This window comes from Streptomyces sp. NPDC001700, assembly GCF_053596435.1.
The window spans coordinates 288,938-306,579 of sequence record NZ_JBSFGE010000009.1; the positions used below are offsets into that span (position 1 = coordinate 288,938).

The 17,642-nt window shown below is 73.0% G+C and carries 14 protein-coding genes and 1 riboswitch; of the genes, 5 read left to right on the forward strand and 9 right to left on the reverse strand.

Annotated elements, in window-relative coordinates:
- Nucleotides 1–118 precede the first annotated feature (118 nt).
- The 3 genes from ACWC5C_RS19655 (at nucleotide 119) to sepH (ending at nucleotide 4,182) form a co-directional block, all read left to right on the forward strand.
- On the forward strand, nucleotides 119–1,375 hold the full coding sequence (locus tag ACWC5C_RS19655) for an MFS transporter (protein WP_450876858.1): 1,257 nt from the start codon (nucleotides 119–121) through the stop codon (nucleotides 1,373–1,375).
- Nucleotides 1,329–2,654 carry a D-arabinono-1,4-lactone oxidase gene (locus tag ACWC5C_RS19660; RefSeq protein WP_450876860.1) on the forward strand — a complete coding sequence of 442 codons (1,326 nt, stop codon included), beginning with the start codon at nucleotides 1,329–1,331 and terminating at the stop codon, nucleotides 2,652–2,654. The genes ACWC5C_RS19655 and ACWC5C_RS19660 overlap by 47 nt, the downstream gene beginning before the upstream one ends.
- A gap of 406 nt (nucleotides 2,655–3,060) precedes the next feature.
- Complete coding sequence (gene sepH / locus ACWC5C_RS19665; protein ID WP_450876862.1) at nucleotides 3,061–4,182, forward strand: septation protein SepH; 1,122 nt, start codon at nucleotides 3,061–3,063, stop codon at nucleotides 4,180–4,182.
- Between the two features lie 78 nt (nucleotides 4,183–4,260).
- Here the strand turns inward: sepH and ACWC5C_RS19670 are convergent, their stop codons facing one another.
- Nucleotides 4,261–5,097, reverse strand: coding sequence for a sulfurtransferase (locus tag ACWC5C_RS19670; protein ID WP_450876864.1), 837 nt, complete (start codon nucleotides 5,095–5,097; stop codon nucleotides 4,261–4,263).
- Nucleotides 5,098–5,383: 286 nt separating this feature from the next.
- On the opposite strand from ACWC5C_RS19670, the gene ACWC5C_RS19675 reads away from it, so the two are divergent.
- Complete coding sequence (locus ACWC5C_RS19675) at nucleotides 5,384–6,169, forward strand: VOC family protein (protein WP_450876866.1); 786 nt, start codon at nucleotides 5,384–5,386, stop codon at nucleotides 6,167–6,169.
- A 21-nt stretch (nucleotides 6,170–6,190) separates the two neighbouring features.
- Here ACWC5C_RS19675 and ACWC5C_RS19680 read toward each other — a convergent pair whose 3' ends face one another.
- The 4 genes from ACWC5C_RS19680 to ACWC5C_RS19695 form a co-directional block, all read right to left on the reverse strand.
- Nucleotides 6,191–6,862, reverse strand: a complete 672-nt coding sequence (locus tag ACWC5C_RS19680; RefSeq protein ID WP_385441012.1) for a thymidine kinase — start codon at nucleotides 6,860–6,862, stop codon at nucleotides 6,191–6,193.
- 80 nt (nucleotides 6,863–6,942) lie between these two features.
- Nucleotides 6,943–8,172, reverse strand: a complete 1,230-nt coding sequence (locus ACWC5C_RS19685; protein WP_450876869.1) for an alkaline phosphatase family protein — start codon at nucleotides 8,170–8,172, stop codon at nucleotides 6,943–6,945.
- Entirely contained in the window at nucleotides 8,172–8,768 is a 597-nt protein-coding gene (locus ACWC5C_RS19690; protein ID WP_063735875.1) for a DUF5998 family protein, read from the reverse strand. The genes ACWC5C_RS19685 and ACWC5C_RS19690 overlap by 1 nt, the downstream gene beginning before the upstream one ends.
- Before the next feature lie 224 nt (nucleotides 8,769–8,992).
- Nucleotides 8,993–11,893 carry a bifunctional acetate--CoA ligase family protein/GNAT family N-acetyltransferase gene (locus ACWC5C_RS19695; protein WP_450876871.1) on the reverse strand — a complete coding sequence of 967 codons (2,901 nt, stop codon included), beginning with the start codon at nucleotides 11,891–11,893 and terminating at the stop codon, nucleotides 8,993–8,995.
- 199 nt (nucleotides 11,894–12,092) lie between these two features.
- Here ACWC5C_RS19695 and ACWC5C_RS19700 point away from each other — a divergent pair, with 199 nt between their 5' ends.
- The gene (locus ACWC5C_RS19700; protein WP_385441018.1) at nucleotides 12,093–12,374 is read left to right on the forward strand and encodes an HPr family phosphocarrier protein; all 282 of its coding nucleotides are present in this window, start codon (nucleotides 12,093–12,095) and stop codon (nucleotides 12,372–12,374) included.
- Nucleotides 12,375–12,488: 114 nt separating this feature from the next.
- On the opposite strand, the gene ACWC5C_RS19705 is transcribed toward ACWC5C_RS19700, so the two are convergent.
- The 4 genes from ACWC5C_RS19705 to ACWC5C_RS19720 form a co-directional block, all read right to left on the reverse strand.
- Nucleotides 12,489–13,223 carry a GntR family transcriptional regulator gene (locus tag ACWC5C_RS19705; protein ID WP_450876873.1) on the reverse strand — a complete coding sequence of 245 codons (735 nt, stop codon included), beginning with the start codon at nucleotides 13,221–13,223 and terminating at the stop codon, nucleotides 12,489–12,491.
- Nucleotides 13,224–13,495: 272 nt separating this feature from the next.
- Nucleotides 13,496–14,287 carry a M23 family metallopeptidase gene (locus tag ACWC5C_RS19710; protein ID WP_450876875.1) on the reverse strand — a complete coding sequence of 264 codons (792 nt, stop codon included), beginning with the start codon at nucleotides 14,285–14,287 and terminating at the stop codon, nucleotides 13,496–13,498.
- A gap of 13 nt (nucleotides 14,288–14,300) precedes the next feature.
- Nucleotides 14,301–14,463: riboswitch (cyclic di-AMP (ydaO/yuaA leader) on the reverse strand.
- Between the two features lie 191 nt (nucleotides 14,464–14,654).
- On the reverse strand, nucleotides 14,655–16,040 hold the full coding sequence (locus tag ACWC5C_RS19715; RefSeq protein WP_385441148.1) for a M16 family metallopeptidase: 1,386 nt from the start codon (nucleotides 16,038–16,040) through the stop codon (nucleotides 14,655–14,657).
- Between the two features lie 20 nt (nucleotides 16,041–16,060).
- Nucleotides 16,061–17,437, reverse strand: a complete 1,377-nt coding sequence (locus ACWC5C_RS19720; protein ID WP_450876877.1) for a M16 family metallopeptidase — start codon at nucleotides 17,435–17,437, stop codon at nucleotides 16,061–16,063.
- Nucleotides 17,438–17,642 lie beyond the last annotated feature (205 nt).

The window sequence follows — 17,642 nt, forward strand, 5'->3', positions numbered from 1 at the left end:
CCCGGGGTGACCGTAAGCTGTATCAGCTTCGACGTGCCTTACCGGCTCCGCCGACCTGCTTCTCCCCCACTTCCGCCGTCCCGTCCCGCCGCTCTGCCCGCCCGCGGAGGCCCCTGCCATGCCCGGACCCAGTCCGTACCGTGTGATCTTCGCCGCCCCCGGCGCCAAGGCGTTCTCCGTGGCCGGGTTCATCGCGCGGATGCCCGTGGCCATGACGAGCATCGGCGTGGTCACGATGGTCTCCCAACTCACCGGCCGGTACGGGCTGGCCGGTGCGCTGGCGGCCACCCTCGCGCTCTCCGTCGCCGTCATCGGCCCGCAGATCTCCCGGCTGGTCGACCGGTACGGGCAGCGCCGGGTGCTGCGCCCCGCGGCCCTCATCACGCTCACCTCGCTGACCGGGCTGCTGCTGGCGGCCCACCGGGGCTGGCCGGACTGGACGCTGTTCGCGTTCGCCGCCACCGCCGGGTGTGTGCCGAGCGTCGGGTCCATGGTGCGGGCCCGCTGGGCCGCGATCCACCAGGACGCCCCGCGCGAACTGCACGCCGCGTACGCCTGGGAGGCCATCGTCGACGAGGTCTGCTTCATCCTCGGGCCGGTGATCTCGATCGGGCTCTGCACCGCCTGGTTCCCGGAGGCGGGCCCCCTGGTCGCCGCTGGCTTCCTGGCCGTCGGCGTCTTCTGGCTCACCGCGCAGCGGGCCACCGAGCCCGCGCCGCATCCGCGCGGGACGCACACCGGCGGCTCCGCGCTGCGCTCGCGCGCGCTCCAGGTGCTGGTCCTCACCTTCATCGCGGTCGGCACGATCTTCGGGGCGGTCGACGTGGCGACCGTGGCCTACGCCGAGGACCAGGGGCACAAGGCGGCGGCGAGCCTGGTCCTGGCGGTGTACGCGCTGGGCTCCTGCGGGGCGGGAGCCGTCTTCGGACTGCTGCCGCTCAAAAGATCGCTCTCTTTCCGCTGGTTGCTGGGTATTTGTGCGATGACCGTGAGTATGATCCCCCTCCAACTGGTCGGGAACCTTTCGTTTCTGGCCGTGGCGCTCTTTGTCGCGGGCCTGGCCGTCGCACCGACGATGGTCACGACCATGGCCCTCGTCGAACAGCACGTACCACGCGCGCATCTGACCGAGGGCATGACCTGGGTGAGCACCGGGCTCATGGTCGGGGTGGCGCTCGGCTCGTCGGCCACCGGAGGGGTGGTGGACGCCGCCGGGGCCCGCGCGGGGTACGCGGTGCCGGCCGTGGCCGGGGCGCTCGCGGCGGCGGTGGCGTTCCTCGGGTATCGCCGGCTCCGGCCGGCGCCACAGCGGGAGGGGTCGGGAGCGGATGGCCGTCAAGACCGTAAGAACCGAGCGAAACAGCGTGTGGCGTAACTGGGCGGGGAACGTCATCGCGCGTCCGGTGCGGAGCGTGGCCCCCTCCTCCACCCAGGAGCTGGCCGAGGCGGTGCGCCAGGCCGTGGCGGACGGACTGCGGGTCAAGGCGGTGGGCACCGGCCACTCGTTCACCACCACGGCCGCCACCGACGGCGTGCTGATACGCCCGGACCGCCTGGCGGGCGTGCGGGAGGTGGACCGGGAGGCGGGCACGGTGACCGTCGCGGCGGGCACCTCGCTGCGTCAGCTGAACGAGACCCTGTCGGCCCACGGTCTGTCACTGACCAACATGGGCGACATCATGGAGCAGACGGTGGCCGGGGCCACCTCCACCGGCACCCATGGGACGGGACGCGACAGCGCCTCGACCGCCGCCCAGATCAAGGGGCTGGAGCTGGTCACGGCGGACGGCTCGATCCTGCGCTGCTCGGCCACCGAGCACCCGGAGATCTTCGCGGCCGCCCGGGTCGGCCTCGGCGCGCTGGGCGTGGTCACCGCGATCACGTTCGGAGTGGAGCGCGAGTTCCTGCTCACGGCGCGCGAGGAACCGATGCCCTTCGAACGGGTGATGACGGACTTCGAACAACTCGTCGCCGAGAACGAGCACTTCGAGTTCTACTGGTTCCCCCACACCGGCAACTGCAACACCAAGCGCAACAACCGCAGCACCGGCCCCGCCTCCCCGGTCGGCCGGGTGAGCGGCTGGGTGGACGACGAACTGCTGTCCAACGGCATCTTCCAGATGGCCTGCACGGTGGGCCGGGCGGTCCCCGCCACCATCCCCGGGATCGCCAAGATCTCCAGCCGCGCCCTGTCCGCCCGCACGTATACGGACATCCCTTACAAAGTCTTCACCAGCCCGCGCCGGGTCCGCTTCCTGGAGATGGAGTACGCGGTGCCGCGCGAGGCCGCCGTCCCGGCGCTGCGCGAACTGAAGGCCACCGTCGAGCGGTCGGGGCTGCGGGTCAGCTTCCCGGTGGAGGTGCGGACCGCGCCCGCCGACGACATCCCGCTGTCCACCGCCTCCGGCCGGGACACCGCGTACATCGCCGTCCACCTCTACCGGGGCACCCCGCACCGGGCGTACTTCACGGCCGCCGAGCAGATCATGACCGCGCACGGCGGACGCCCGCACTGGGGGAAGCTGCACAGCCGCGACGCCGCGTATCTCTCCGGGGTCTATCCGCGGTTCGGCGAGTTCACCGCGGTGCGCGACCGGCTCGACCCGGACCGGGTGTTCGGCAACGACTATCTGCGGCGGGTGCTCGGCGGCTGACGGGCCCGGGCGGGAGCGGACGCGACCCGAGCGGCACGCCTCCCGCCCGCGCGTGGACATTCGTTCCCGCTCGCAGAGAGAAACAGAGGGAAGGGGACTATAACCGAAGCGGATCGTTCCGATTCTGACGTTCCTGTGAAAGTTGCCACCCAAATTGCGCCCCACTTCGAAGGATTCGGCGCCGGATCACCACGCCACGCCCGAACTCTGCTGGCGCGCCGCTCCACCCGAGCGGCCCGAATGGAGTACTGTGGCGAGCCCTGGCCCCGCTTTCCCGTCCGGCCGCCCGGACCCAACGGGAGGGGGCAGAGGGCGGCAACGAACCGGCCCGGGCAACTCGGCAAAGTTGTGGCAGGCTGCACCCGGGCAGGCCACACTCGTCTAGCGGGAGAGCAGCGACGCAACCGTGACGTCGGCAGGCACCACCCGGGAGGTCCCCATGCCCGAACTGCGTGTCGTGGCCGTCAGCAACGACGGCACACGGCTGGTGCTCAAGGCTGCGGACAGCACGGAGTACACGCTTCCCATCGACGAGCGACTGCGCGCCGCGGTGCGCAACGACCGCGCTCGGCTCGGCCAGATCGAGATCGAGGTCGAGAGCCATCTCCGGCCCCGTGACATCCAGGCCCGTATACGCGCTGGCGCCACGGCCGAAGAGGTCGCGCAGATGGCCGGCATCCCCGTCGACCGCGTGCGCCGCTTCGAGGGCCCGGTGCTCGCGGAGCGCGCGTTCATGGCCGAGCGCGCCCGTAAGACACCCGTGCGCCGCCCCGGCGAGAACACCGGCCCGCAGCTCGGCGAGGCCGTGGCGGAGCGGCTGCTGCTGCGCGGCGCCGAGAAGGACACCGCGCAGTGGGACTCGTGGCGGCGTGACGACGGCACCTGGGAGGTGCTGCTGGTCTACCGGGTCGCCGGTGAGCCGCACTCGGCGAGCTGGACCTACGACCCGCCCCGGCGGCTGGTCCAGGCCGTGGACGACGAGGCGCGGACGCTCATCGGCGAGGCCGACGACACGCCGGAGCCCAGCTTCCCCTTCGTGCCGCGCATCGCCCGGCTGCCGCGCGACCGGGACAAGGACAGAGACCGCGACCGGGACAGAGAAAGAGACTGGGAGCGGGGGGCGTCCTCCGACCACGGCGACGACGAGGACGAGTCCGCGCTGCCGGTCCCGGCGTCCGCCTCGATGGACGATGGCCTCGAGCGTGACTCGCTGACCAGCCTGCTGGAGGCCGTGCCCAACTTCCGTGGCGACATGGTCGTGCCCGAGGCACCGGTCGTGGCGCCGCCCCCGCCGCCGGACGAGCCGGTGGAGGAGGCCGAGACCGTCGAGCCGCCCGCCCCGGCGGCGAGCGCGGGTTCGGCGTACGCGGATGTGCTGATGCCCCGCGCGGTCGCGGGCCACCGTGACCGGCTGACCGGTACGACGGACCGCCAGGCGGAAGCGGACGGTGTCCGTCCGGGCCGCCGGGCCGCAGTGCCGAGCTGGGACGAGATCGTCTTCGGGACGCGCCGCAAGAAGCAGGAGTAGCCTCCGGGCCGCTCGCTCTGAAATGGGCTCCGGGCCCGTCACCGCAGGTCGGTGACGGGCCCGGAGCGGTGTGCGGGCTCAGCCGCGCTCGGGGCCGGTGGCCACCGGACGGCTGCCATCGGCGGACCACTCGCTCCACGACCCCACGTACAGGGCCGCCGGAATGCCCGCCTCCGCCAGCGCCAGGACCTGGTGCGCGGCCGAGACGCCCGAACCGCAGTACACCCCGACCTCGGTGTCCCCGGCGGCGCCGAGAGCCGCGAAGCGCTCGGCCAGCCGCTTCGCGGGCAGCAGATGCCCCTCCGCGGTGACGTTCTCGGCGGTGGGAGCGGAGACCGCGCCCGGGATATGGCCGCCGACCCGGTCGATCGGCTCGACCTCACCGCGGTAGCGCTCGCCCGCCCGCGCGTCCAGCAGCACCCCGCGCCGGGCGAGCGCGGCCGCCTCGTCCGCCGTGAGCAGCGGCAGGGCGCCGGGCTCCGGGACGAAGTCGCCCTCGGGCTCGCCCGGGAGGTCGGTGGTCAGCGCGCCCCCGGCCGCCGTCCAGGCGGGCAGACCGCCGTCGAGCACCCGTACATCGGGGTGGCCCGCCCAGCGGAGCAGCCACCAGGCGCGCGCCGCCGCCCACCCCTGTCCGCCGTCATACGTCACCACGCGCCGGTCCCGGCCGACCCCGGCCCGGCGCATCGCGGCCGCGAACGCGGAAAGATCGGGCAGCGGATGGCGTCCCGCCGCCCCGGCCGGACTCGCCAGCTCGGTGTCGAGGTCGACGTACACGGCGCCGGGCAGGTGTCCGGCCTCGTAGGCGGGGCGGCCGGGCGGGCCGCCGAGCTGCCAGCGCACGTCCAACAGGAGCGGGGGACGCTCCCCCGCCAGTGCGTTCATGAGATCGGGTGCGGTGATGATGGCATTCATGGGAACCATCCTTGCGCAGATACCGTTGCGACGTTTGGACCCCCCGATCACCCACCGCACAGCTGATGGTCACTCAACGGCAAGCACAGCGAAACGGATGTGCGGCAGTAAACCGGGCATTCTTCTTGCCGGGCGCGCGTAGTGCGGCGCGGCCGGGGCGCTTGTCGCGGCAGGTGGTGCAAACATCGTTCGGGCCCCCCACATCAGCACCTCCGCATCACCGCCCCGCGCCGCCGACCGGCCGGGGCCGCACGGCCACGACGATGGTCCGAGGAGAGAGTGACGTATGACCGAGGCAGCGACTCGGCGCACACCGGGCACGCCCTGCTGGACGAGTTTGATGGTGCACAGCCTTTCCGCGACACAGGACTTCTACCACGCCCTGTTCGGCTGGGAGTTCGCCCCGGGGCCACAGCAGCTCGGCGCGTACGTCCGCGCGCTACGGGACGGCCGGCCGGTCGCCGGACTGGGCGAGCTGCCTCCGGAACGACAGCTTCCGGTCTCCTGGATGACCTATCTGGCCTCGAACGACGCAGACGAGACGGCGGAGATGATCCGCGCCTGCGGCGGCACCGTGGCCGTCGGCCCGCTGGACGCGGACGAGGCGGGCCGGATGCTGATCGCCTCCGATCCGGAAGGCGCCGTGTTCGGCGTGTGGCAGGAGGACGAGCACGCCGCCCTCGGGGAGGAGGGGCTGCCTGGCACCCCGGTCTGGCACGAGCTGACGGCGCGCGAGTCCGGCGCGGTCACGAAGTTCTACCAGATGGTCTTCGGCTACGAACCGGACGGCACGGAGAGCGCGCCGCCGCCCGGGCCCGGCCGCCGGACCCTGTGTCTGGACGGGCGGCCGGTGTGCGCGATCCGGAGCGTGGGCCAGGCCCTGCCCCGCGACCGGGGCGCGCACTGGATGACGCACTTCGCGGTGGCGGACGTGGACGAAGCGGTGCGCCGGGTGGCCGAGTTGGGCGGCCGGTTGGTCGAGCCGCCGTCCGACCGGGCGACCGGGCGCGCGGCCCTGGTCACGGACCGGGAGGGGGCGGCCTTCACCGTCGTACGGGCCCAGGGGTCCTAGAGTCGTACGGGCCCCGGGGGCCTAGAGCACCTTCGGCGGGGCGGCGGGCGAGTCGACCGGGAGCACATCGGGGGACAGGCTGGCGGCCCGCGCCCCGGCGGCCGTCATCCGGCGCCGGTGGTGGCGGCGGCACAGCACCTCGTAACCGACCTCGCTCTCCGGCCGGTTGACGTCGCCCACGACGACCTGGGCGCCCTCGACGACCATCTCGCCGCCGACCGTACGGGCGTTGTGCGTCGCCCGGGCGCCGCACCAGCACAACGCCTCGACCTGCAGCACCTCCACCCGGTCCGCGAGTTCGACCAGGCGCTGGGAGCCGGGGAAGAGCTTGCTGCGGAAGTCGGTGGTGATACCGAAGGCGAAGACGTCCAGCTCCAGGTCGTCGACGACGCGGGCGAGTTGGTCGATCTGGAGCGGGGTGAGGAACTGCGCCTCGTCCACGATGACGTAGTCGGCGCGGCCCCCGGCCGTCAGCACGCCGACCACATGGGCGTAGAAGTCCAGGTCCGCGACGGCCTCGACGGCCTCGGTGACCAGTCCGAGCCGCGAGGAGAGCTTGCCGTGGCCCGCCCGGTCGTCCCGGGCGTAGATCATCCCCTGGAGCCCGCGGGCCGACCGGTTGTGCTCGATCTGCAGAGCCAGGGTGCTCTTTCCGCAGTCCATGGTTCCGGAGAAGAACACCAGCTCGGGCATGGGGGTGGTGGAGCCTTTCGTACGGAACGGGTGACGGGGAGGCAGCCGGTGCGGCGGCCGCCCCGGGGCAACGCGGTCGCTCAGGAGCGTACTTCGAGCAGCGGGACGAGCTGCTCCACCGGGGTCATCGAACCGTGCAGCCCGACCATCGCGGACTCCTTCGGCTCGGTCTCCGAGGCGACGATCGCGACGTCGTCATGGGCGGCGGCCACGATGTCGCCGATGCGCCGGTAGACCCGGTCGTCCACGCCGCCGCTGCCGCCGGGCGGCCCGAACCAGCCCGCCTCGATGGCCTCGTCACGGCTGGCCACCCACATCCGCTCCCCCACCACCTCGCGCCATACGGCGAGCACGTCACCGGCCGCGCCGGGGACCGCGTACAGATGGCGGGCCCGGCCCTCGCCGCCCAGCAGCGCGACGCCCGCCCGCAGCTCCCAGTCGGTGTCGAAGTCGAGGCGCGACTCCGGGTCGAAGGGGATGTCGATCATGCCGTGGTCGGCGGTGACGTACAGCGCGGAGCGGGGCGGCAGTTGCTCGGCGAGCCGCTGGGCCAGCCCGTCGACGTAGCGGAGTTGGTCACGCCACTCTGCGGAGTCGACGCCGAAGCGATGACCCTTGCCATCCACTTCGCTGTAGTACGTGTAGACGAGCGAGCGGTCCGCGGCGCCGAGCTGCTCGGCCGCGAGGTCCATCCGCTCCTCGCCGGAGAGCCGCCCGTGGAAGGTGCCGCCGCTCAGCGCGATCTTGGTGAGCGGGGTCTCGGCGAAGGTCGGCGCGGAGACCTGGCAGGTGTGCACGCCCGCCGCGTCGGCCAGCTGGAAGACCGTGGGATACGGCTGCCAGGCGTGCGGATCCGTCCAGGGCTGCCAGCGCAGCTGGTTCATCAGCTGGCCGGTGGCGGGGTCGGCCACCGTATAACCCGGCAGCCCGTGGGCGCCGGGCGGCAGCCCCGTACCCACGGAGGCGAGCGAGGTCGCGGTGGTGGACGGGAAGCCCGCGGTGAGCGGGGCGCCGGTGCCGTTCAGCGAGCTGGACAGCAGCGAGGTCAGAAAGGGCGCCTCGGCGGGGTGGGCGCGCAGCAACTCCCAGCCCAGGCCGTCGACCAGGAAGACGCAGACCCGGTCGGCCGGGGCGAGGGCCAGCCCGGACGCCAGCCCGGGAACGCCCTGACCTGCGGCGATCGCGGGCAGCAGATCGGCGAGCGATCCCGTGCCGTAGCGCGGCAAGGGAGCGGCGCGGGGGTCGAGGGGCACCGGCTCGGGCCAGGCGGAATCGGCGGCGGTGGTCGGGCCGGTGGCGGAGCCGGGCATCAGCGGCCGGTGTCCGGCGTGGCCGCGGTGGCCTCGGAGAGCGCCTGGGCGAAGGCGAGGGTCTGGCGGACGGTGTCGGGGCCGTCGCCTGCCTCGCTGACCCGCAGGCTCAGGTCGTCGGCGGTGGACGAGCCGGTGTAGCCGTGGTCGGCCTCGCAGTTGGGGTCGCCGCAGGCGGCGGGCTCCAGGTCGAGGCGGTTGACGGCGCCCCAGCCGATGGTCAGCACGACCTCGCGGGGCAGGGTGCCCGGGGTGTACGACTCGGGGTTGGCGACGACCCGGCTGAGCACGACCGAGGAGATCCGCTGGAGCTTCACCGACTCGGTGGAGGTGGTCGCGTACGGCGACGGTGAGGTGCCGTCCGCGGCCTGCTCGTCGGTGTGGCTGACGATGAAGCGGTTTCCGGTGAGGACGAGGACCGTGACATGGCGGCGGACCTCGTTCGCGTCGAACGTGGTCTCCTGATGGACCAGGTACGACACGATCGGCTCGCCGCCCACGGCGGCCTCCACCGCCTCGGCCACGAGTGCCGGGTAATAGCCGCTGCGCTCGATCGCCGCGCGCAGCCCCTGGGTCGTCGTACCGGTCTTCGCCATGGACACCATCCTACGGGGCGGCGCCGACACCGGCTCCCATGCCCGCCCGGGTCCCCAGGGGGTGCCTTGCCGATCATGCTGGGCTCACGACGCCTGGCACGGCACCTCGCCGCGCCGCGCTCGTCGCACGCAGCGCCGCTGCGCTCTCCTCACGCGACGTGCGAGGTACCGCACCAGACGCCGCTCGCTGATCCAGCCTGATCGACAAGACACCCCTTGAGCCGTCAGTAGGCGGGCAGATGGCGGGGGCCGAGATCGGTGCGCACCGGTGGCGGCGCCAGCCGCGCGGACGCGCCAAGCACGGAGAGGCCGCGCTGGGCGACGACCACCGGCTCCAGATCGACGGCGACCACCTCGGGATGGTCGTCCACCAGCCGCGACACCCTCAGCAGCAGCTCTTCGAGGGCCGCGGTGTCCACCGGGTGGGAACCCCGCCAGCCGAAGAGGAGCGGTGCGGTCCGGATGGACCGGATCAGTTCGGCCGCGTCCCGGTCGGTGGCGGGGACGAGCCGGTGGGCGGTGTCGCCCAGCAGTTCGGACGGGGCACCGGCGAGCCCGAAGGAGAGCACGGCTCCGGCGCCGGGGTCTATCGCGGCCCGGACGACGGTGTCGACGCCGCGCGGGGCCATCCGCTGCACGACCAGGCCCAGCTCCTCGGCGGGGCCGAGATGGGCGGTCAGTTCGGCGTAGGCGCGGCGCAGTTCCGTCTCGCCGCCGAGGTCGAGCCGCACCCCGCCCAGGTCGGTGCGGTGGCGCAGATGCGGGGCGGTCGGCTTCAGCGCGACCGGGTAGCCGAGCCGCCCGGCGGCCCGTACGGCGGTGCCGGGGTCGGGCGCGGGCAGCGCGGGCAGCACGCTGACGCCGTAGCGGGCCAGCAGGCGCTGGGTGTCGGCGGCGGACAGCTCGATGCCGGTGCCGCCGGGCCCGTCCGGCGCGGGGGCCTCCGGCGGGGCTCCCTGGGGTGGGGCCAGCAGCACCTCGATGTCGGCGGCGGCCCCGGCCTCGTCGATGTCGTCGTACTCCGGCACCCGGCCGGGCTCCTCGGCCTCCCGCCGCCAGCGCGCGTACCGCACGGCCTCGGCGAGCGCCCGCACCGCGCGCTCGGCGGCCGGGTAGGCCGGGATCCGGCGGGCCTCGGCCGGTGGTGCGGCGCCGGGCTCCGAGGCCGGGTCACCGGCGCCCGCGAGGGCCTCCGCGAGGCCGGGGACCTCCAGGTGGACCACCGCCACCGGCTTGGCCGCGCCGCGCCCGGGCGCTACGGCTGCCGCCGTACGGACGGCCGCGGCCAGGTCCGCGGTGCGGGCGTCGCCGACCCAGGGGATGGCGGTGACCACGACCGCGTCGCACGTGTCGTCGCCGAGCGCCCCGGTCAGGGCGCGGTGGAAGTCCTCGGGGGCGGCGGCCGTGGTCAGGTCGCGGGGCGGCAGCGGGCTCAGCCCCTCGGTGAGGCAGGCGTCGTAGGTGAGCAGGCCGAGGGATTCGGAGTTGCCGAGGATGGCGACGCGCGGCCCGTCCGGGAGCGGCTGGGAGGCGAGCAGCACCCCGGCGTCGGCGAGCTGGGTGACGGTGTCCACGCGCAGCACGCCCGCCTGGCGCAGCAGGTCGGAGACGGTGGCGTCGGGGATGCGGGTGGTGGGCACGGCGTGCCCGGTGGGGGCGCTGGCGCTGTGCCGGGCGCCCTTGACGACCACGACGGGCTTGACGGCGGCGGTGCGCCGGGCGAGCCGGGTGAACTTGCGGGGGTTGCCGATGGATTCGAGGTACATGAGGGCGACATCGGTCTGCGGATCCTCGTACCAGTACTGGAGGAGGTCGTTGCCGGAGACGTCGGCGCGGTTTCCGGTGGATACGAAGGTGGAGAGACCGACCATGCCCGCGAGGCCCGCCAGGCCCGCCGTCCCCTCCGCGCCGGTGGGCCGGGTGAGTCCGGCGCCGCGCCGGTGCAGTCCGGAGAGCAGGGCGATGCCGATCGCGCCGGACTGGGTGAACAGCCCGATGCGGCCGGGGACCGGCAGCCGGGGCGAGAGGGAGGCGTTCAGCCGCACGCCCTCTGCGGTGTTGATGATGCCGAAGGCGTTGGGGCCGATGACGCGCATGCCGTAGGTGCGGGCCTGGCGGACCAGGTCGCGCTGGCGGTCGCGGCCCTCGGGGCCGCTCTCGGCGTATCCGGCGGAGAGGACGACGAGCCCCTGGACGCCGTGTTCGCCGCAGTCGGCGACGACGGCGGGCACCTGCGCGGCGGGCACGGCGACGACGGCCAGGTCGACCGGTCCGTCGATCTCGCGCAGGGAGCGGTGGGCCGGGACGCCCTCGGGGTCCAGCCGCGTCCAGTCCTCGGGGAAGGCGTGGTTGACGGCGTGGACCCGCCCGGTGAAGCCGCCGTCGAGGAGGTTGCGCAGCGCGGTGCGGCCGACTCCGCCGGGGGCCCGGCCGGTTCCGATGACGGCGACGGAGCCGGGGGTGAGCAGCCGCTGCACGGAGCGGGCCTCGGCGCGCTGCTCACGGGCGCGCATGACGGCCACGGAGCGGTCGGTGGGTTCGAGGTCGAATTCGAGGCGGACGACACCGTCGTCGAAGCTGCGCTTCTGGGTGTAACCGGCGTCCGTGAACACCTTGATCATCTTGGTGTTGGCGGGCAGCACCTCGGCGGCGAAGCGGCGGATGCCGCGCTCGCGGGCGACGGCGCCGATGTGTTCGAGGAGGGCGGAGGCCACGCCGCGGCCGTGGTGGGCGTCCTGGACCAGGAAGGCGACCTCGGCCTCGTCGGCGGGGGCGCGGCCCGCGTCGCCTTCGGAGGGCGGCGGGAGATGGGCGGGCAGGCCGTTCTCGTCGATGCGGTCGAAGCGGACGGTGGCGATGAACTCGTCCCCGACGGTGGCCGCGAGGCCGACCCGGTCGACATAGTCGTGGTGGGTGAAGCGGTGGACGTCCCGGTCGGAGAGCCGGGGGTAGGGCGCGAAGAAGCGGTAGTACTTCGACTCGTCCGAGACGTGTTCGTAGAAGCTGACCAGGCGCTGCGCGTCATCGGGGGTGATGGGCCGGATCTGCGCGGTGCCTCCGTCCCTGAGCACCACGTCCGCCTCCCAGTGGGTGGGGTACGCGTGGTGATCCGACGGGCTCGGCATGGGGACAGAGTACGGGCTGAGGACCGGGACGGAAGGGTCCGTATGACGGACACCCTTGCGTGAACGGGGGATGTCGAGGGAAAGTCCGTATCGGACCCGTTCGGACATGACCGGACCCACTCGGGCTCGACCCGGGCGAGACCGGACACCGTATGATCTGGTCTAGACAACAGCACCCGCAGATCTGAAGGGCAACACCATGGCTGAGCGCCGCGTCAACATCGGCTGGGCCGAGGGCCTGCACGCCCGCCCGGCGTCGATCTTCGTCCGTGCGGCGACCGCCGCCGGCGTCCCCATCACGATCGCCAAGGCGGGCGGCACCCCGGTCAACGCCGCTTCCATGCTCGCCGTGCTCGGCCTGGGCGCTCAGGGTGGCGACGAGGTCGTGCTCACCTCCGAGGCCGACGACGCGGAGGCGGCGCTCGACCGCCTGGCGAAGCTGGTGGCCGAGGGCCTTGAGGAGCTTCCGGAGACCGTCTGATTCCGTCCGAATCGCATTTCGGCGCGGCGGGGCCGCGGTGAACCATTACGGATCACCGCGGCCCCGTTGTTTTTCCGGATACGGAATTCCCTTGGGCGCTTTACCGGGCGGCTGTTAATTCCGGCCGCTCGCCGTGTTTACGGAATGTTTCGAAGTCCTCACCTGGGACGCGTTTCGCAATCGATATTCGGACAGCGAACGCTCGGTGTGCGCGGCGGCGAGCGCCCGCGCCCGCTCGGCGTCACCGCGCGCGACCGCGTCCACGATCGCCCCGTGCTCCGCCCAGGACTCGACGGCGCGCACCGACAGGTCCGGGCCCCCGGCAGCGCCCGGTACGCCCGGCACCACCTGCACGGCCTGCCCGGGCTGGGCTGACCGCCGGGCCGGATCCACCGCGTACACCCACGCCGTCTTGCGCCGCAGCTGCACCAGCAGCCCCGCCAGGCTCGGGCTCCCGGACGCCTGGGCCAGCGTCTCGTGGAACCAGTCGCCCAGCGAGCGCAGCTCGCCCAGCCGGCCGTGCTGGGCCCGCTCCTGGCCGAGCCGGACCAGACCGCGCAGCACCTTCAGATGCCCCTCGGTGCGCCGCTGGGCGGCCCTGGCGGCGCCCAGCGGCTCCAGCAGCGCCCGGATGTCCAGGAGGTCGGCCGCCTCCTTCTCGGACGGCTGCGCGACGCAGGCACCCGCATGCCGCCTGGTCGTGACGAAGCCCTCGGACTCCAGGGTGCGCAGCGCCTCGCGGACGGGCACCCGGGAGACCCCGTAGCGCCGGGCCAGCAGCTCCTCGGTCAGCCGGCTGCCGGGCGGACAGGTACCGGAGATGATGTCGTCACGGATCGCCGTACACACCGCATGAGCCGAAATCCGGCGACCGCCCTGGAGTGCGGCCGTATCCCCGTTCACTTCCGGTCCCGCATTATCGAACCTCCGCCTCAACCCCGCGAAACGCATCCGATTGACGCGCGTTCAGCGACTCTATTCGAAGCTGCCGGGATTTCCGATGGGCGAAGGAAATTCAGGGATATTTTTTGGTCACGGCGGCACAGTTGGTCATAGGGGCAGAGCACGCCGAAGGCCCCGTCCGGAGCGGACGGGGCCTTTCGACAGGAGTGGGCGACGGATCAGAGGTTGACGCCGTGCGAGCGCAGGTACGACAGCGGGTCCATGTCCGAGCCGTACTCCGCGGTGGTGCGGGCCTCGAAGTGCAGGTGCGGGCCGGTGACGTTGCCGGTGGCGCCGGACAGGCCGATCTGCTGGCCGGGGGTGACCTTCTCACCGACCGAGACGCCGACCGACGAGAGGTGGCCGTACTGGGTGTAGGTGCCGTCGTTCATCTTGATGACGACGTTGTTGCCGTAGGCACCGCCCCAGCCCGCCTCGACGACCTCGCCGGAGCCCACCGACTGCACCTCGGTGCCCGTGGAGGCCTGGAAGTCGATCCCGGTATGGCTGCCGGAGGACCACAGGCCGCTGGACGCCGCGTAACCGGTGGAGACGGAGGAGCCGTCGATCGGCGAGACGAACGTGTTGAGGCGCTTGCGCTCGGCCTCACGCGCGGCGCGCTCCTTGATCTCGCGCTCCGCCTTGGCCTTCTTCGCGGCGGCGTCGGCCTTCCGCGCGGCCTCCTGGCGGGCCACGGCCTCGGCCTTCGCCTTGGCTTCTGCGGCCTCGGCGGCGCTCTCCTGGGACAGGGCCTGCGCGTCAATCTGGTCGGAGAGACCGTCGCCCATCACCATCGCCTGGCGGAGACCGGTGTCCTGGGCAGACGCCTCTCCGGTCGCGGCGAGGGCGGGGCCGGCGATCCCGGCGACGACGCCCGAGGCGACCGTGGTGATGCCAGCGATGTTCGCGCCGGTGCGGACGGCGGTCTGGCTGGGACGTCGGTGCTTCCCGGCGGCACGGGTGAACGCCATGGTGTGGCGCACTCCTTTCCTTCCCTCTCGCCTACCGGGTTAGCTGACGGGTTCGGAGCAGGAAGGTCTCCTACGGGCCCCTCCCCCGGCCGGGGAAGGCGTCCGATTCACCCCAGGGACGTTTGGGTCCCCGGCTCCCCTGGCACTCACACCATGGGACTCGGCGATGGCTGTCCGTGCCGCGGGTGCGGCGGTATCCGGCGAACAGCCGCACTGACGCTAGACGGGCCGTGTTTCGATCACCAAACGGTTACGGGTTTTTGTTGTTCTCGCCACAAACCAAACGCCCCGCACATCGGACATATGGGAGGACCCCGGCGTCTTACTCGACGCCAGGGTCCTTGTGGGGGTAGTGCGTTGAGCGGCCTCAGCCGGTGATGACGGTCACCTCTCCGATGCCGAGCGCCTTCACCGGCTCCTCGATCCGGGAGGCGTCACCCACGAGCACGGTCACCAACCGGTCGGCCGGGAAGGCGCTCACGACCGCCGCGGTCGCCTCCACCGTGCCCGCGTCGGCGAGCCGGGCGTACAGCTGCGCCTGGAAGTCGTCCGGCAGGTGCTGCTCGACCTGGTCGGCGAGGGTGCCCGCGACAGCGGCCGCCGTCTCGTACTTGAGCGGGGCGACGCCGACGAGGTTCTGCACGGCGACATCGCGCTCGGCGTCCGTCAGCCCCTCCTCCTTCAGCGTCCGCAGCACCGTCCACAGGTCCTCCAGCGCCGGGCCGGTGACCTCGGTGGCCACCGAACCGCTGATCGCCAGCAGCGAGGCGCCCGCCGAGCCGCCGCCGGCCGGCGAGGGCGGCGTGGAGCGCAGCACCTGGCCGAAGGCGCGCACCCCGTAGGTGTAGCCCTTCTCCTCGCGCAGCACCCGGTCCAGCCGGGAGGTGAGGGTGCCGCCCAGGCAGTAGGTGCCCAGCACCTGGGCGGGCCAGACGCGGTCGTGGCGGTCGGCGCCGATGCGCCCGAGGAGCAGCTGGGTCTGGACGGCGCCGGGCCGGTCGACGATCACCACACGGCCGGTGTCGTCGGCGATGACCGGCGGGACCGACCGCTGCGGGGCGGGGCCGCCGGTCCAGGCGCCCAGGGTGTCGGCGAGCGCCTGGTCGAGGTCGACCCCGGCCAGGTCGCCGACGATGACCGCGGTCGCGGTGGACGGCCGGACGTGCGCCTCGTAGAAGGCCCGCACCGCCGCCGCGTCGATGCCCTCGATGGTCTCCTCGGTGCCCTGGCGCGGCCGGGACATCCGCGACTCGGTCGGGAACAGCTCCTTGGCCAGGGCCATCGAGGCGCGGCGGGCCGGGTTGGCCAGCTCGTGCGGGATCTCGTCGAGCCGGTTGCGCACCAGCCGCTCGATCTCACCGTCGGGGAAGGCGGGGGCGCGCAGGGCGTCGGCGAGCAGGCCGAGCGCCTTGGGCAGCCGGGAGACCGGCACCTCCAGGGAGACCCGGACGCCGGGGTGGTCCGCGTGGGCGTCCAGGGTGGCGCCGCAGCGCTCCAGCTCGGCGGCGAACTCCTCGGCGGTGTGCTTGTCGGTGCCCTCGGACAGGGCGCGCGACATGATCGTGGCGACGCCCTCCAGACCGGCCGGCTCGGTGTCCAGCGGGGCGTCCAGGTTGATCTCCACCGCGACGACCTGCTGGCCGGGGCGGTGGCAGCGCAGCACGGTCAGCCCGTTGGCCAGCTCACCGCGCTCGGGCGCCGGGAAGGCCCACGGCTTGGGGGCGCCCCCCTGCGGCTGCGGGTGGAAGGTCATGGTGGCGGTGACGGCGTCGCTCACTGGGCCGCCTCCCCTTCTGCGTCGGTGTCGGCGGCTTCTGCGGCGTCGGCCTGCTCTGCGTCCTCGGCGCCCTGGACGGGCTCGTAGACCAGCACGGCGCGGTTGTCGGGGCGCAGCCGCGCCGCGGCCACGGCCCGCACCTCCTCGGCGGTGATGTCCAGCACCCGCCCCACGGCGGTCAGGGCCAGCTGCGGGTCGCCGAACAGCACGGCGAACCGGCACAGCTCGTCGGCGCGGCCGCCGACGGTGGCCAGCCGGTCCAGCCACTCGCGCTCGATCTGCGCCTGGGCGCGCTCCATCTCCTGCGGAGTCGGGCCCTCCTCGGCGAAGCGGGCCAGCTCCTCGTCGACGGCGGCCTCGATGCCGGGCACCTCGACCCCGCCTGAGGTCTTGACGTCCAGCCAGCCCAGCGACGGCGCGCCCGACAGCCGCAGCAGGCCGAATCCGGCGGCGACGGCCGTACGGTCACGGCGCACCAGGCGGTTGTGCAGCCGGGAGGACTCGCCGCCGCCGAGGACGGTCAGCGCCAAGTCGGCGGCGTCGGCCTCACGGGTGCCGTCGTGCGGCAGCCGGTAGGCGGCCATCAGGGCGCGGGCCGGGACCTCCTCCTCCACGACCTCGCGCAGCTGCCCGCCGATGACCTCGGGGAGCGTGCCGTCGCGGGGCGGCCGCTTGCCCTCGTGGGAGGGGATGGTGCCGAAGTACTTCTCGATCCAGGCGAGCGTCTGCTCGGGGTCGATGTCGCCGACGATGGACAGCACCGCGTTGTTCGGCGCGTAGTACGTACGGAAGAACTCCCGGGCGTCCTCCAGGGAGGCGGCGTCGAGGTCGGCCATCGAGCCGATCGGGGTGTGGTGGTACGGGTGGCCCTCGGGGTAGGCCATGCCGACGAGCTTCTCGAAGGCCGTGCCGTACGGCACGTTGTCGTACCGCTGGCGGCGCTCGTTCTTGACGACGTCCCGCTGGTTCTCCAGGCTCTCCTCGTCCAGCGCGGTCAGGAGGGACCCCATCCGGTCCGCCTCCAGCCACAGCGCCAGCTCGACCTGGTGGGCGGGCATCGTCTCGAAGTAGTTGGTGCGCTCGAAGCTGGTCGTGCCGTTGAGCGAGCCGCCGGCCCCCTGGACCAGTTCGAAGTGGCCGTTCCCCGTCACCTGGGCCGAGCCCTGGAACATCAGGTGCTCGAAGAGGTGGGCGAGGCCGGTACGCCCCTTGACTTCATGGCGTGAACCGACGTCGTACCAGAGGCAGAGCGCGGCGACCGGGGTCAGGTGATCCTCGGAGAGCACCACCCGCAGGCCGTTGGCCAGACGGTGCTCGGTCGCTTTCAGGCCGCCGGAGCCGGCCTGTTGCGTGGCCGTGTGACCCATGGGCATGTACGTCCCTTCGATCGCGTGATGGAGCGCGTGCGAACCGCTGTGATGAGCGCTTCTGTCACTGTATGCAACCGCACGGACATCTGGCGAAGTTCCCGTCACGCAAAGGTCCGGCCAAGGTCCCCTGGGGGCTCCCGAGGACGGACCGGCAGGGCCGCCGAGGGGTGCTCACGGAGCCGCCGGGGGATGGCCCGTTCCACAGTTG